Genomic DNA, 14,524 nt, shown 5'->3' with positions numbered 1-14,524 from the left:
CGCCAATCACTATAAATGATAAATTTTATAATTTATCATTAGAATCTTTTAAACAAAAACCCCTTTAAGCTTTATGAAAACCTAAAGGGGACTCTTCCATTTTACAATCAATCAAAGATTACAGCATTTAGCGCTCTTGTATTAACATTGGCTGCCAAAAGGTTAGTCCCTGTTACATTAATTCTAACCTCATAAGTTTGTGTTCCTGCCCCTGGTGTATCAACCCATGTAAGGTTAGGAATATCACCATATACACGAACCGAACCTGCCGATTTTTCATCCTGAGAATCAACAGACACTTGTGCGATAGCGCCGTTATTTCTATACAATGTAAAAATTATACTGTATTCAAAAGTAGTAGCTGGCCCTATGATAATATCAACTTCAGCCATAGAATCGACTTTTATATTCTGTCCAGCTGAAGAGGTAACAGTTGTCGTTAGAATTGGTGTTTCGCTGCCAACTGTGAGTGAAACAGGGTCAGTTGACTGCGCCGGTGTTCCCAACAGACTTCCCGGACCCGTTGCGCCTGTCGGGCCTGTTGCTCCGGTGGCTCCCGTTGGACCGGTCGTTCCTGTCGGACCTGTCGCTCCGGTCGGGCCGGTGGCTCCCGTCGGACCTGTCACTCCTGTTGGACCTGTCGCTCCGGTCGGGCCTGTTGCTCCCGTCGGACCGGTGGCTCCCGTTGGACCGGTCGTTCCTGTCGGACCTGTCGCTCCTGTTGTGCCTGTTGCTCCCGTCGGACCTGTCACTCCTGTCGGACCCGTCGCTCCTGTCGAACCTGTTGCTCCTGTCGGACCTGTTGCTCCCGTCGGACCTGTCACTCCTGTTGGACCTGTCGCTCCGGTCGGGCCGGTGGCTCCCGTTGGACCGGTCGTTCCTGTCGGACCTGTCGCTCCTGTTGTGCCTGTTGCTCCCGTCGGACCTGTCACTCCCGTCGCCCCTGTTGCTCCCGTCGGACCTGTCACTCCTGTTGGACCTGTCGCTCCGGTCGGGCCGGTGGCTCCCGTTGGACCGGTCGTTCCTGTCGGACCTGTCGCTCCTGTTGTGCCTGTTGCTCCCGTCGGACCAGTTACTCCTGTTGGACCTGTCGCTCCCGTTGGACCGGTCGTTCCTGTCGGACCTGTCGCTCCTGTTGTGCCTGTTGCTCCCGTCGGACCTGTCACTCCTATTGGACCTGTCGCTCCTGTCGGACCTGTTGCTCCCGTCGGACCGGTGGCTCCCGTTGCGCCTGTTGCTCCTGTCGGACCTGTTGCTCCCGTCGGACCGGTCGCTCCCGTTGCGCCTGTTGCTCCTGTCGGACCTGTTGCTCCCGTCGGACCGGTCGCTCCCGTTGCGCCTGTTGCTCCTGTCGGACCTGTTGCTCCCGTCGGACCGGTCGCTCCCGTTGCTCCTGTTGCTCCTGTCGGACCTGTTGCTCCCGTCGGACCTGTCGCTCCGGTTGGACCTCCTCCACCCTCAACACTCAATAGAGCAACATCATCCACAAGCACACTTGCAGTTCCCGCCTGCGGAATGTTGTTGATCAAAATGAATGCCTGGGTGGTGCCGGGGGGAGCCGGTGAAGTTGTTTGATAGACTTCAAGCCATGTCCCATTTTCGGCTGCCGGTATTCTGCTTGACGGCACAGTGGCAAACAGCCCGTATTCGAGAAAATTAAATTGACTGTCAAAATAAGTAACTTGTATCGTTATAGAAGGTGCTGGGAGAAATCCCGCTTTCGCAAGAGAAACAAGAAATTCGCTTCCTTCCCCAGCCCTGGCCGGAACAAATTGGGCAATATATGATGTGGCTGTTCCGCCCAAAAATCTCGCAGAGAAAAACCCTGAATGCGAAAACTGGCTTGTAACAGATGCGTTTATACCTACCCAAGGCGAGAAAGCACCTGTCTCAAAACCACCGTTCATCACCGCGTTTTGAATGGACATTTTTCCACCCCCAATTCTTTTCATTTTCTGGCTGCAATGATCTTTAAAAGATATTAAAGCTCTATATCCTATGATCTCTCTTTTTTTGCAGACACGTTATATAACACGGCTAAGATTGAAAAACCGTTATTTCAGCAACCGGCCTGGATTGCCCACAGCCGTTTTGCCTGCGGGAACATCTTTTGTGATGACGGCGCCCGCTCCGATGACCGCATGCTCCCCGATGACGACCGCTGGCAGCAATGTTGCGTTGTTTCCAATTTTCGCTCCTCTTTTAATAGTTGGACCTTGATACGGGTAGTTTCCCATTCCCATATATTTATCATTTGATGTGGAACAGCAAGGACCGATAAACACTTCATCTTCGATCGTCATATCAGCGGTGATATAACAGCCCGTTTGAATCGTCACTCTCTTTCCAATTTTAGTATTGTTTTCAACCATCGCGTTGCGTCCTATAATGCTTTCTCTTCCGATCGCAACATTTTCGCGAATGCTCGCCATGTCTCCCACAAAAACGCCTTTTTCCAACAGCACGTCCCGGTATATAACAGCACTCGCACCGACTACGGCATCATCTTCTATCCGCAAAGGCGCTCCCGCCTGCTTCGGCTGGCGTGCCATTTTTTTATTTGAAGAAGCCGCTTTGCCAAGGACGGCCAAATCGCCGATTTTCACCCCGCTGCCGATCTGAGTATCCTTTTTAATAATGGCATGATGACCGATTGTTACGTTGTCCCCGATGACCACATTTTCTTCAATGACAGCGTGCTCTCCCAATACTACGTTCTTTCCGATCTTTACGGTTTCATGAATCATTGATTACATCCTCCATTTCTCATTTACACCTGCTGTAGCATATTCAATGCGGACGTGATGAGAAACGGCTGCATAAAAAAACACGGCCGCCGTCAGGCGCACCGTGCTACTTTTCTCTTCTTGCAAAATCGACAAAACGGAATTTATCCAAGCGGTGTCTGCTTTCCGTATATTGAAACAAGGTTGTATCATCAAGGAAAACAAAATTCTTCACAACCACAATGTGTTCGTATCCGTTCAAATCCAAATATTCTTGATCCTCAGCCGTACATGGCTCGACCACAATTTCCTTATGGGCATAGCTGATGACGAGCCCGCATTCACCTTCAAGGTATTGGTAGATCGAGTCCTCGCATATTTCTTTCGTCAAGAGCGGCACATGCTTGCGGATAAAATAGTCTTTATCCAGGATGATGCGCTCTCCGTTAATATTCCGCGATCTGACGACCCGCCATACCTCTTCATCTCCAGAAGTGCGAAGCTGCTTTTGAATATATGCATCCGGATGCGTCAAGCCGAACTCGTGGACCGTCGTGCTTGTCTCTTTGCCAAGCGTTTCTGAAAGTTCCTTAAAGCTGACCAAACCGGAAACCGGGAACTGCATTTTCTCCCTGTGCAGCACGACTGACCCTTTTCCTTTGATCTTTTGAATATATCCGTTCTGGGCAAGCACATTCAGCGCTTTCCGAACCGTTTCCCTCGAGGTGTCGTGCTGTTCGGCAAGGTCGTTTTCAGACGGCAGGATATCTCCGGCATTCAGTATGCTTTGATCGATTTGTTCTGCAATTTGTTTGTAAATCATCATATACTTGTTGATCTTCATTTTTTTACCACCACGCTTAGTTTAGCATGGTTTGGCGAGATGATAAACAATCGATTGATACGGTTTCACTTTAAAGCGTGTAAATGACTCGGGAAGATCGGTGTCATTGGAAATGAGAACCTTGGCATCATAGCCGTCAATATCAATATCATCAGGGAGCTGAAACTCGGTCTCTTTCCCGTGAAAATTATTGATCACCAGCAGTTTTTCATCCGCTCCGTTTCTCAAATACGCATAAAGTGCTTGATCGTCTTCCAGAATCAGCTGATAATCGCCGGTTGTGATGATATCGAATTCCTTGCGGAGCTTATTCAGCTTTTTATAATGGTAGAAAATCGAGTCAGGATCGCTGAGCGCTTTTTCTGCGTTGATTTCTTTGTAGTTGGCAGGCACCGGAATCCACGGTGTCCCCGTCGTAAACCCGGCATTTTTTTCTCCGTTCCACTGCACCGGCGTCCTTGAATTATCACGGGACTTCGCTTTCAGGATTTCGATGATTTCGGCTTCCGGCTTTCCTGCTTCTTTCAGCAGACGGTACATATTGAGAGATTCGACATCCCGATAAAGAGAGATGTCATCGAATTTCGGGTTGGTCATCCCGAGCTCTTCTCCCTGGTAAATGTATGGCGTTCCCTGAAGCATATGAATCGCGGTTGCCAGCATTTTCGCAGATTTTATGCGGTATTTTCCGTCGTCTCCGTAGCGTGAGACGATCCGCGGCTGGTCGTGGTTGCACCAGAACAATGCGTTCCACCCGCCTCCTTTATGCATTTCAGTCTGCCATTCAGAAAGAATCTTCTTCAGCTTTAGAAAATCAAAATCCGCCAGCGCCCATTTTTCCCCGTTTGGATAGTCGGCCTTTAAATGGTGAAAGTTAAACACCATATCGAGCTCCCGGCTTTCAGGGTTTGTATACCGGATGCAATCTGCGATTGTCGTCGATGACATTTCCCCGACCGTCATGCTGTCGTATTTTGAAAAGACCTCCCTGTTCATTTCATTCAAAAACTCGTGAACCCTCGGCCCGTCCGTATAAAATCTGCGCCCGTCCCCCTCGTCATCATCAGGGAAACGCTGGTCTTTTGAGATGACATTGATGACATCAAGTCTGAAGCCGTCGATTCCTTTTTCAAACCAGAAATGCATCATCTTGTACACTTTTTTTCTGACTTCATCGTTCTCCCAATTCAAATCCGCCTGTGTGACATCATAGAGATGGAGATAATACTGTCCGGTCTCTTCATGAAACTCCCACGCCGAACCGCCGAACTTCGATTCCCAGTTTGTCGGCGGAGCGCCGTCCGGCTTCATGTCCTTCCAAATATAAAAGTCGCGATACTGGTTTTCTTTTCCGGAAGCTGCTTCTTTAAACCATTTGTGCTCTGTTGATGTATGGTTGACGACAAGATCCATGATCACCTTTATGCCGCGCTTGTGAGCCTCTTCTAGAAGCTCTTCAAAGTCGGCCATTGTTCCATATTCTTCATGAATGTTGTAATAGTCGCTGATGTCATAGCCGTTGTCGTTTTGCGGCGATTGATAAATCGGCGTCAGCCAAATGACATCACAGGCGAGCTCCTTGATGTAGTCGAGCTTTTCGATGATGCCGCGAATGTCGCCGACACCGTTACCTGTTGTATCTTTAAAGCTTTTCGGATAAATCTGATAGACGACTGCTTTTTTCCACCATGGATTTTCTTTCGTTTCCATTTTCAACACCACCGTTTTCTTCTTTATGAAATGGGAAAAGGGCTGACAAATATGCGCGCCCCTCTCCCTCTCTTATTTCATTTTTAATTTTGCATAGAGGTATGTTCCGGCGAACGGCGCGATCAGCACGATCGCCATCCCGACTGCAAACGCTCCCCAGTATTGGCTCATGATAGAGAAAATTCCGGGTACACCGCCGACGCCGACAGAGCTTGCCAAAACCCCTTGCGAGGAAATGAACATTCCGGCAATCCCCGAGCTGATCATTGCGATCACGAACGGAAATCTGTATCTGAGATTCACCCCGAACAGCGCCGGTTCGGTAATTCCAAGATAAGCTGAAATGCCGGATGTCAAGGACAGACCTTTCTGCTTCTCATCTTTGACAATAAACATCATCGCAAGCGCGGCTGAACCTTGTGCGATATTGGACAGCGCCAGCATCGGCCATAAAAATGTTCCGCCGAGCTTTGATCCGATCAGTTGAAGGTCAACGGCAAGGAATGTATGATGCATTCCGGTAATGACGAGAGCGGCGTAAAGTCCGCCGTATAACAGTCCGCCCAGTACGGCAAATTGTTCAAAGACAGCAATAAGGCCTGATGTTAAGACATTTCCGATGGCAAATGTAATCGGTCCAATGACAATAAATGAAGCAAAACCTGTGACAAGCAGCGTAATCGGCGCCACGACAAGGAGCTGAATGCTCTCAGGCGTCCGCTTTGTCAAAAAGCGCTCAATTTTTGCAAGCAAATAAGATGCGAGCAAAATGGGAAGCACCTGCCCCTGATAGCCGACCTTCTGCACTTCCAGACCGAATAAATTCCAGACAGGAATCTCTCCGCTTTGCTCGGCAGCCCCGTATCCCCAAGCGTTTAACAAATCAGGATGCACAAGCATGACGCCCAGCACGATGCCGAGCAGCGGATTTCCGCCAAACCGCTTGACGGCCGACCAGCCGATTAATGCCGGGAGAAATGCGAAAGCCGTTCCCGCAATCAAGTTAATCATATTGGCGAGATCCGCCCATTCAGGATAGACTTCAACGATCGATTTTCCGCTGAAGAAAATGTCTTGAGCCGTCAGGATATTGTTGATTCCCATCAACAGTCCGGCGGTGACAATCGCCGGTAAAATTGGAATAAAAATATATGCAAGCGTTTTCACAGCACGCTGTAAAGGATTCATATTTTTCTCTGAGGCTTTCTTGACGTCATCTTTTGACGATTCGCCGATTCCTGTGGCCTTCACCAGCTCCGCGTATACATTGTTGACCGTTCCTTGGCCGATCACCACTTGGAATTGGCCGTTCGTTGAAAACGATCCTTTGACAACATCTATTTGCTCCAACACCTCTTGATTGACTTTGCTTTCATCGAGCAGTGCAAATCGCAGACGCGTCACACAATGGGTTACCGCTGCAATGTTGTCCGCACCGCCGACAGCATCGACAATCCGTCGCGCTGATTGATTTAAATCAGTCATTCCAATCCCTCCTTCTCCTCTTATAACTTGTATATACATGTTATACCTATATTGTATTCTTGTATATACAAGTAGTCAACATATTTTTATAGCGCTTTCAAAAATAAAAAAAGCCCGGCCGTTCCCTTCATAAAACGAAGGACAGCAAGGCTTCCTCCGATTTATACGCCGGGAACAACCGGCTGAGATCATAAATTGTTCACTTTTTCATCACGTTCATCTGCGCAGTCCTGCTGACCGATGTCTTTCAAATAATACTTTTCTGATGTAAAAAACTCATCATATAAAGACCTTACTTTTTTGCTCAAGAGCAGCACCGCCAAAATATTCGGAATAAGAATGAAAACGAGCGCAAGATCAAGGAATCCCCATATTGCCTTTGCTCCTCCGGCAGCCCCGATGATGACGGCGCCCAGATAGACGAATTTAATCATATGCCCCGCGAGCCGTCCGAACAGAAATTCAGCTTGTTTTACTCCGTAAAAAATGACCACTGTGATCGTTGATAAGACAAAGAAAACGAGCGAGACGGAGACGAAGTATCCGCCCACAGGGCCGAAATAGCTGCGGAATGCGGCTGCCGCCAGTGCCCCTGGATTGCTCGCAGCATTTTCAGCGGTCCAAACGCCTGATGCGAGCACGACGAAGGCTGTGGTCGTGCATATCAGCAGCGTATCGACCACAATGCCGATCACCGCCCAGAATCCCTGTCTCACAGGGTGGTCGGTCATCGCCGCCGCGTGGGCAATCGGGGCCGTCCCCATCCCGGCTTCGTTGGAATAAAGTCCACGTGCAAACCCCCAACGAACGGTTTCAGCAACCGCCGCACCTGCAAAGCCGCCGAATGCCGAAGAAGATGTAAACGCATTCGAAAAGATGAGAGAGAAAAATGCGGGTACAGAAGAAAGGTTCATGACGACAATCAAGAAACCGGCCCCGATGTACGCCCCTGCCATAAGCGGAACCGCAAGCTCTGTCACTTTTCCAATCCGTTTAATCCCTCCGATCACCACTAAACCGATCAAAAAAGCAATCCCGATTCCGGTGTATAAACGATTGAATGAAAACGACTCAGCTAATGATGCGGAAACCGAATTTCCCTGCACCATGATGCTCGGAACGAGCTCAATCATCAGCGCAACCGAAAAAAAGACGCCGAGCCATTTCATAGAGAGCCCTTTTGTAATGTAATACATCGGCCCCCCGACATATTCGCCTTCTTCGTTTTTTTCTCTGTAGTGGACAGCGAGGACGCTTTCCGAAAACTTGATCGCCATGGCAAACAGTGCGACCAGCCACATCCAAAACACGGCTCCCGGACCGCCGAACATGATCGCCGCAGGCACACCGACGATATTGGCGGCGCCGACTGTTGAGCTGAGAGCCGATGTCAAAGCTTGCAACGGTGTAACCGTCCCTTCTCCTTTCGGCTTTTTGCCGACGCTTCCGATCGTCTGCTTAAAGATATAGAGAGGATAGCGAAATTGAAAAAATTTCAGCAGGATCGTTAAATAGACTCCCGTTCCTGTCAGCAGTATGATGAGCGGCGGCCCCCAAAGCCAATCTGATATGTATTCAACCCAGTTCAACAATCGTTCCATCCTATCACCCTTTTATTCGTTTATGGGTCAATACCACTATAGGACAGAAATAAACCTGCTCAGCGCTTTTTTATTTCCCGCTGAGCCTTCGGTACACTTTTTCTTTATAAAACGCTGAGGCAGGTTTAGAAAACATGCCTTTTTTATCGGCGAGCCTATCGAGCCTGAGCCGCGTTTCTGTTTTTCTCTCAATTAAACGATCGCGCTCGTCTTCATCCGCGCACTTTGCGATTAAGTCGTCAATTGTCATCAGCTCTTTCTTCAAAGCCCCTTCGTCCCCCGTCATTCCGGCGTTTTTCATCACCCGGTAAGCCATGCGGAGATGCTCTGGAACATGGGCGGCATCGTCTTTTTTCAAGGGTTTCCCCATTCCCGGAAGCCCTTCGAATTCGCCGTCCTTAATGGCCCGCTTAATCTTATCTTCAGAAACGATGCTCGAAAAATCCATGGTCTACATCCTCCCCTTTTGTTCATATACTAACAACAGTCTGCCATAAAGATGCGTTCCCGCCAATGCAAGACAAGCGTAAAATATTCCCAAATGTTTTTCAGAAAACTGTAAAACCCTGATTTACCAGGGGTTTTGCGCTTCTTTTCACAAGGTTGATTTCCGCTTTTCTAAATCGGTATTTCATGGTATATTTTATACATTCGTTTTTTTCTTTCGTTCCGATGGTTTTTTACTGATCCGGAAAAAAGGAGTGTAACAATTGAAAAGATTTATTAAGGAAAGAGGTCTTGCCTTCTTCCTGATAGCCGCCATATTGCTATGGCTGAAAACTTATGCTGCGTATGTAATTGAATTTAATTTAGGAATAACCAACACAGTACAACAGATTTTGCTTTTTGTGAATCCGATTAGCTCAAGCTTGTTCTTTCTTGGATTAGGACTCTTGTTCAAGAAAAAAATACAGCAGACAGCGATTATAGTGATTCATTTTTTAATGTCTTTTTTGCTATATGCAAACGTCGTATACTACAGATTTTTCAGCGACTTTATCACGCTGCCTACGATCATGCAGGCAAAAACAAACGGGGGGCAGCTCGGGGACAGCATCTTCTCGCTCATGCACCCGCTTGATGTTTTGTATTTCATCGATACCTTTATTTTAATCGGGCTGGCTGTATTCTATAACAGACCTTCTGAAACAACAACGAAGCGCCCGTTTAAAATTGTGATGGGAACAAGCATCCTTGTCTTCCTCGTCAACCTGGCCGTTGCCGAGATTGATCGTCCGGAGCTTCTGACCCGTTCTTTTGACCGCAACTACCTTGTGAAATATTTGGGAACCTACAACTTCACAATCTATGATGCGGTGCAGAATATCAAGTCAAACAGCCAGCGCGCACTGGCAAGCTCCAGCGACGTGACGGAAGTAGAGAACTATATTAAAGCCAATCATGATAAGCCGAATGCCGAATACTTCGGAAAAGCGAAAGGCATGAACGTGGTTTACATTTCACTGGAATCACTTCAGACGTTCGCAATCGACTATAAGATCGACGGCAAGGAAGTCACGCCGTTCTTAAATTCACTGGCGCATGACAATGAAACGTTTTATTTTGATAACTTTTTCCACCAAACAGGACAAGGTAAAACGTCTGACGCGGAATTTATGATGGACAACTCGCTGTATCCTTTATCACAAGGGTCAGTGTTCATTAATAAAGCGCAAAACACACTGCAGTCGGCTCCGGCCATTTTGAAGTCTCAAGGCTATACATCAGCGGCATTCCACGGCAACTACAAAACGTTCTGGAACCGCAATGAAATGTATAAAGCCATCGGTTATGACAAATTCTTTGACGCTACGTATTACGATATGAGCGAAGATAAAACGAAAAACTACGGATTGAAAGATAAACCGTTCTTTGAAGAATCAATGCCGCTGTTGAAAAGCCTGAAACAGCCGTTCTATACGAAGTTTATCACCCTTTCGAACCATTTTCCGTTCGAGATGGATGAAGGCGATACAGACTTCCCTGCCGGCGATACCGGCGACAGCGTCGTTGACCATTATTTCCAGTCGGCCAACTACATGGATCAGGCCATTGAACAATTTTTCAACGATCTGAAAAAATCCGGACTGTATGATAATACGATTGTCGTCATGTACGGAGACCACTACGGTATTTCGGAAAATCACAACAAAGCGATGGCCAAAGTATTGGGCAAAGACATCACACCATATGAAAATGCCCAATTGCAAAGGGTTCCGCTGTTCATCCACGCGCCTGGGGTCAAGGGAATCAAATCCAATAAATACGGCGGCGAAGTCGATGTAGCCCCTACCCTGCTTCATTTGATGGGCGTGAATACGAAAGATTACCTGATGAGCGGTTCAGACCTTCTGTCACCGGAACACCGTGAAATTATTCCGTTCCGCAACGGCGATTTCGTTTCTCCGGAATATACGAAAACGAACGGAAACTACTACAACACGAAAACAGGAGAGCTTCTGAACGAAAAAGACATCGATCCGAACATCGATGAGTCCGTGAAAAAAGAACTCGAAATGTCGGATAAAATCGTCGACGGAGATTTGCTGCGCTTTTATAAACCGAAAGGCTTTAAAGCGATCAACCCGAGCGACTACGACTACACCAACCACAATCCGAAAACATCAGAATCTGATGCGGCGCAAACTACGAAATCAGATTCCGGACAATAAACAGACAGCACCCGCTTATTTATAAGCGGGTGCTTTTTTTGTCTTGAAGCCGCTCTGTTCCTTTTTCGCAAGCAGATATGGTAAGCTTGAAATAGAATATAAAAAAAGAAAGCGGGAATGAATTGTGATTGTAACAAATGACCAAGAGCTGGAAGGGCTCAAGAAAATAGGCAGAATCGTCGCTTTAGCCAGGGAGGAAATGAAGGCAAAAGCAGCACCCGGCATGAGCACAAAAGAGCTGGACCTCATCGGTAAAGAAGTGCTTGAGGCTCATGGCGCCGCATCGGCTCCGGAAAAAGAATACGATTTCCCAGGAACGACGTGCATCAGTGTGAACGATGAAGTCGCCCACGGCATCCCAAGCGAATCCACGATTTTAAAAGAAGGGGATTTGATCAACATCGACATCTCCGCTGAATTTGGCGGCTACTATTCTGATACTGGCATTTCATTTGTACTCGGAAAAGGCGATGAAACGCTGCACAAGCTTTGCCAAAGCGCGGAAAGCGCATTTCAAAAGGGACTTTTGCAGGCGCGCGCCGGCAAGAAACAAAACCAAATCGGCAGAGCCGTATACAATGAAGCAAAAGCAAACGGATTTACCGTCATTAAAAACCTGACGGGACACGGGATTGGAAAGAACCTCCATGAAGCGCCCAACCATATCTTAAATTACTATGACCCGTTTGATAATGCGCTCTTTAAAAACGGAACCGTCATCGCCCTTGAGCCGTTTGTTTCCACAAAAGCCGAGCATACCATCGAAGCCGGAGACGGCTGGACATTCAAAACGCCTGACGGCAGCTTTGTGGCACAGATCGAGCATACAATCGTCATTACGAAAAACGAACCGATCATTTTAACACAGCTTGACTGATTACGTGAAAAAGCCCGGCTCATAGAAGTCCGGGTTTTTATGCTAAAATAAAAGACAAACTGTGCCGAAAGGAGCTTTACCGCATGCTGTTTGCTATCATCGGGCTGATCTTTTTCATCGAGAGCATCCTGTTAATCGTATATGCTCATAAAAAAAAGAACGGCTTCTTAAAATATATCGGAATCGTCCTCAGCATCTCGATCATTGTGATGATCGTCACCAGTTTGACACACGGCTGAAGCCTTCCTCAAACTTCCAAACTACGACGAAAGACTCAGTTTTTAAAAATTGCCGCCTATCCCTTTTCAGTGTTTTTCTATAGATGTTAGAATGCCAATTGCATCGAATTATAGAAGGGAGTTTTCTGCCATGCATTACGGAAGCAAAGGCTGGTATGTAGAAGAACTGAAAAAGCTGGGAATGACAAAGTATGAAGGAAGAAAGCTTCAAAGCTATAAAAAACACTTTTTGGCCAACCTGCTTGAAAGCGTCAAAAAATAAACATGTTAAAGCCGTGCTCCTTTTCGGACACGGCTTGTTTTTATGCGCTCAGCTCCTTTAAAAATGAGCTTCTCCAGCTTTCCGACAGCGCTTCAACCTCAAGGATCTTCCGAATGGCGGGGTGATTGCCCCTGTCATGGTACATCAAATGGTTGGCGTACGAAACTGTGGCTTCATGAGCATCTCTTGAAACGAGCTGCAGCCCGGAATCGGGCGCAACGATTCCTTCTTCGAGAACCCTGAAATAAAATCCGCTGAACCCGGTGTCCCTCACCAGTAACACCATATCTTTTTGATTCAGCCGTTTGGCAAGCTTGAAACAAGGCTGGCGCGGCTGGCTGACTTGAACAAGAGCCTCCCCCAGCTTGAAGATATCACCGATGCACACATCTTTTTCGGTGAGCCCTTTAACCGTCACGTTTTCTCCAAATGCCGCCTCCGGCAGCTTCCGCTTCAAGACGCTTTCCCAATACATGTAGTGGTCCGCCGGATAGACGCAAACCGCTTTATCCACTCCTCCGTGGTGAATCAGATCCGCCTGCCCGTCCCCTTCAAAATTCGTACGGCTCAAATATACGGGTCCGCCGACAGGCTCCTTCACGATTGCCGTTTCCACCTGTTTTCCGTCGAATTCGTATGTGTGCGGACGGCCTACATGAATAGATAAAATTTCATACTCCTGATGCTCCAAAACCTCACGCCCTTCCTTTATTTTCATATTTTAACGATTTATCCGAAACATGTCTATCCCATGATCTCAAAATGAGAAATATGGTAGCATAAAAGAAAAGGAGTGTTCTCGATGCTTCAATACAGAATCATTGTAGACGGACGCGTTCAGGGCGTGGGATTTCGCTATTTTGTTCAAATGGAAGCAGATAAGCACAAATTGACCGGCTGGGTCCGGAACCGCGACAACGGCACAGTTGAAATCCGCGCCGAAGGACCCGAGGAAAGCCTGAAGCCATTTTTAAAAGCGATTCAAAAAGGAAGTCCCTTCTCAAAAGTAACGGACGTGAATGTCGAAGAAACAAAAGAGATTGACGGATTCCACAAGTTTAATATCAGCTATTGAAAAATCCGCCGGAGATGGCGGATTTTTCAAACGAATCTTGACTAAATTCCTCTTTTATTTTAGTATTTAGTTAAATAGCTAAATACTTAATTCCAAGGATGCTGAATATGAACCAAACCTTTAAGGCTCTAGCTGACCCGACGAGAAGAAAAATTTTAAATCTGCTGAAGGATCGGGATATGACCGCCGGTGAAATATCTGACCAGTTTCAAATGTCTAAACCAAGTATATCTCAGCATTTAAAAATTTTAAAACAGGCTGAATTAATTCAAGATGAAAAAAAAGGCCAATACATCATTTACTCGCTGAACACCACAATATTTCAAGAAATCATCGGCTGGGCTTTCAGTTTTACTGAGCAAGCCGGCAAAGATAAAGGGGATGCCAAATGAGAAAACACATCTTTTCACTCGCCATAATCGCCATAAATCTAATCATGTGGGCCATCGCTTATCCGCACATTTCCGATCAAGTTCCAATTCATTGGTCATTTTCGGGAGAAGTCGACAGTTATGCTTCAAAAATGGAAGCAATGCTTATCATGACCGGGCTGCTCGTTTTTGTGTATGTGTTGATGTTCTTAACGCCAAAAATCGATCCGCGCAGAAAAAACTATCAGCTTTTTTCAAAGACTTATTACCTTCTCATCAATGCCATGCTGATTCTATTTTCCCTGATCAACGTGCTTGTAATCATGACAGGGCTCGGGTATGATCTGCCCGCTGGCAGCATTGTACCGGTTCTAGTAGGCGCTCTACTCATTGTCATAGGCAATTACCTCCCGAGAATCCGCTCAAACTTTTTTTTCGGGATCAAAAACCCTTGGACATTGAGCAGCGATTCAATCTGGAAAAAAACCCACAGATTTGCGGCGAAAGTATTTACTTTAGCAGGACTGCTGATCATTGCGGACGGATTGTTATCTATCAGCCCAGAAATCATGCTTCCGGTTATTTTAGCAACGGTTTTCGCGCCCTATATTTATTCCTATGTTTTGTATCGGAAAGAAATCAATATGAAAAGCTGACATGAG

15 protein-coding genes are annotated in these 14,524 nt (G+C 46.9%); 7 read left to right on the top strand and 8 right to left on the bottom strand.

Features of this window, described 5'->3' with window-relative positions:
• Window positions 1–107: 107 nt before the first annotated feature.
• The 7 genes from MKZ04_RS21220 to MKZ04_RS21190 form a co-directional block, all read right to left on the bottom strand.
• Window positions 108–1,928: an NTTRR-F1 domain gene (locus MKZ04_RS21220; protein WP_341046994.1), complete on the bottom strand. Its 1,821-nt coding sequence runs from the start codon at window positions 1,926–1,928 to the stop codon at window positions 108–110.
• A 126-nt stretch (window positions 1,929–2,054) separates the two neighbouring features.
• On the bottom strand, window positions 2,055–2,747 hold the full coding sequence (locus MKZ04_RS21215) for an N-acetyltransferase (protein WP_025810396.1): 693 nt from the start codon (window positions 2,745–2,747) through the stop codon (window positions 2,055–2,057).
• Window positions 2,748–2,853: 106 nt separating this feature from the next.
• Complete coding sequence (gene treR / locus MKZ04_RS21210) at window positions 2,854–3,570, bottom strand: trehalose operon repressor (RefSeq protein WP_020450546.1); 717 nt, start codon at window positions 3,568–3,570, stop codon at window positions 2,854–2,856.
• 21 nt (window positions 3,571–3,591) lie between these two features.
• Complete coding sequence (gene treC, locus MKZ04_RS21205; protein ID WP_145645321.1) at window positions 3,592–5,280, bottom strand: alpha,alpha-phosphotrehalase; 1,689 nt, start codon at window positions 5,278–5,280, stop codon at window positions 3,592–3,594.
• 72 nt (window positions 5,281–5,352) lie between these two features.
• Entirely contained in the window at window positions 5,353–6,765 is a 1,413-nt protein-coding gene (treP, locus tag MKZ04_RS21200) for a PTS system trehalose-specific EIIBC component (RefSeq protein ID WP_341046991.1), read from the bottom strand.
• Between the two features lie 188 nt (window positions 6,766–6,953).
• Window positions 6,954–8,366, bottom strand: a complete 1,413-nt coding sequence (locus MKZ04_RS21195; RefSeq protein WP_020450543.1) for an alanine/glycine:cation symporter family protein — start codon at window positions 8,364–8,366, stop codon at window positions 6,954–6,956.
• 70 nt (window positions 8,367–8,436) lie between these two features.
• Window positions 8,437–8,814, bottom strand: coding sequence for a DnaJ family domain-containing protein (locus tag MKZ04_RS21190; RefSeq protein ID WP_020450542.1), 378 nt, complete (start codon window positions 8,812–8,814; stop codon window positions 8,437–8,439).
• 262 nt (window positions 8,815–9,076) lie between these two features.
• On the opposite strand from MKZ04_RS21190, the gene MKZ04_RS21185 reads away from it, so the two are divergent.
• From MKZ04_RS21185 to MKZ04_RS21170, 4 genes are all read left to right on the top strand, one after another.
• The gene (locus tag MKZ04_RS21185; protein WP_050820887.1) at window positions 9,077–11,038 is read left to right on the top strand and encodes an LTA synthase family protein; all 1,962 of its coding nucleotides are present in this window, start codon (window positions 9,077–9,079) and stop codon (window positions 11,036–11,038) included.
• A 124-nt stretch (window positions 11,039–11,162) separates the two neighbouring features.
• Window positions 11,163–11,915: a type I methionyl aminopeptidase gene (gene map, locus MKZ04_RS21180; protein ID WP_020450540.1), complete on the top strand. Its 753-nt coding sequence runs from the start codon at window positions 11,163–11,165 to the stop codon at window positions 11,913–11,915.
• 83 nt (window positions 11,916–11,998) lie between these two features.
• Complete coding sequence (locus MKZ04_RS21175) at window positions 11,999–12,154, top strand: hypothetical protein (RefSeq protein WP_020450539.1); 156 nt, start codon at window positions 11,999–12,001, stop codon at window positions 12,152–12,154.
• Window positions 12,155–12,284: 130 nt separating this feature from the next.
• Window positions 12,285–12,416 (top strand): DUF2639 domain-containing protein, encoded by a 132-nt coding sequence (locus tag MKZ04_RS21170; RefSeq protein ID WP_003179731.1) that lies wholly within the window; start codon window positions 12,285–12,287, stop codon window positions 12,414–12,416.
• Window positions 12,417–12,456: 40 nt separating this feature from the next.
• Here the strand turns inward: MKZ04_RS21170 and MKZ04_RS21165 are convergent, their stop codons facing one another.
• A complete protein-coding gene (locus MKZ04_RS21165; protein WP_023855759.1) occupies window positions 12,457–13,107 on the bottom strand; it encodes an MOSC domain-containing protein in 651 nt (216 codons plus the stop codon).
• A gap of 111 nt (window positions 13,108–13,218) precedes the next feature.
• On the opposite strand from MKZ04_RS21165, the gene MKZ04_RS21160 reads away from it, so the two are divergent.
• The 3 genes from MKZ04_RS21160 (at window position 13,219) to MKZ04_RS21150 (ending at window position 14,518) form a co-directional block, all read left to right on the top strand.
• Window positions 13,219–13,491: an acylphosphatase gene (locus MKZ04_RS21160; RefSeq protein WP_020450537.1), complete on the top strand. Its 273-nt coding sequence runs from the start codon at window positions 13,219–13,221 to the stop codon at window positions 13,489–13,491.
• A 107-nt stretch (window positions 13,492–13,598) separates the two neighbouring features.
• Window positions 13,599–13,883: an autorepressor SdpR family transcription factor gene (locus tag MKZ04_RS21155; RefSeq protein ID WP_020450536.1), complete on the top strand. Its 285-nt coding sequence runs from the start codon at window positions 13,599–13,601 to the stop codon at window positions 13,881–13,883.
• Entirely contained in the window at window positions 13,880–14,518 is a 639-nt protein-coding gene (locus tag MKZ04_RS21150; RefSeq protein ID WP_020450535.1) for an SdpI family protein, read from the top strand. The genes MKZ04_RS21155 and MKZ04_RS21150 overlap by 4 nt, the downstream gene beginning before the upstream one ends.
• The last annotated feature ends 6 nt before the right edge of the window (window positions 14,519–14,524 follow it).

The organism is Bacillus sp. FSL W7-1354 (assembly GCF_038002405.1).
GTDB lineage: Bacteria > Bacillota > Bacilli > Bacillales > Bacillaceae > Bacillus > Bacillus paralicheniformis.
Note: the sequence above shows the minus strand (reverse complement) of the source record. Positions and strands in the feature narration are given on the sequence as shown.

Coding starts and splice junctions, on each gene's coding strand:
- treP (WP_341046991.1), bottom strand. CDS start 6,765: ATGACTGATTTAAATCAATCAGCGCGACGGATTGTCGATGCTGTCGGC.
- treR (WP_020450546.1), bottom strand. CDS start 3,570: ATGAAGATCAACAAGTATATGATGATTTACAAACAAATTGCAGAACAA.
- MKZ04_RS21170 (WP_003179731.1), top strand. CDS start 12,285: ATGCATTACGGAAGCAAAGGCTGGTATGTAGAAGAACTGAAAAAGCTG.
- treC (WP_145645321.1), bottom strand. CDS start 5,280: ATGGAAACGAAAGAAAATCCATGGTGGAAAAAAGCAGTCGTCTATCAG.
- MKZ04_RS21195 (WP_020450543.1), bottom strand. CDS start 8,366: ATGGAACGATTGTTGAACTGGGTTGAATACATATCAGATTGGCTTTGG.
- MKZ04_RS21150 (WP_020450535.1), top strand. CDS start 13,880: ATGAGAAAACACATCTTTTCACTCGCCATAATCGCCATAAATCTAATC.
- MKZ04_RS21175 (WP_020450539.1), top strand. CDS start 11,999: ATGCTGTTTGCTATCATCGGGCTGATCTTTTTCATCGAGAGCATCCTG.
- MKZ04_RS21215 (WP_025810396.1), bottom strand. CDS start 2,747: ATGATTCATGAAACCGTAAAGATCGGAAAGAACGTAGTATTGGGAGAG.
- MKZ04_RS21190 (WP_020450542.1), bottom strand. CDS start 8,814: ATGGATTTTTCGAGCATCGTTTCTGAAGATAAGATTAAGCGGGCCATT.
- MKZ04_RS21220 (WP_341046994.1), bottom strand. CDS start 1,928: ATGTCCATTCAAAACGCGGTGATGAACGGTGGTTTTGAGACAGGTGCT.
- MKZ04_RS21155 (WP_020450536.1), top strand. CDS start 13,599: ATGAACCAAACCTTTAAGGCTCTAGCTGACCCGACGAGAAGAAAAATT.
- MKZ04_RS21160 (WP_020450537.1), top strand. CDS start 13,219: ATGCTTCAATACAGAATCATTGTAGACGGACGCGTTCAGGGCGTGGGA.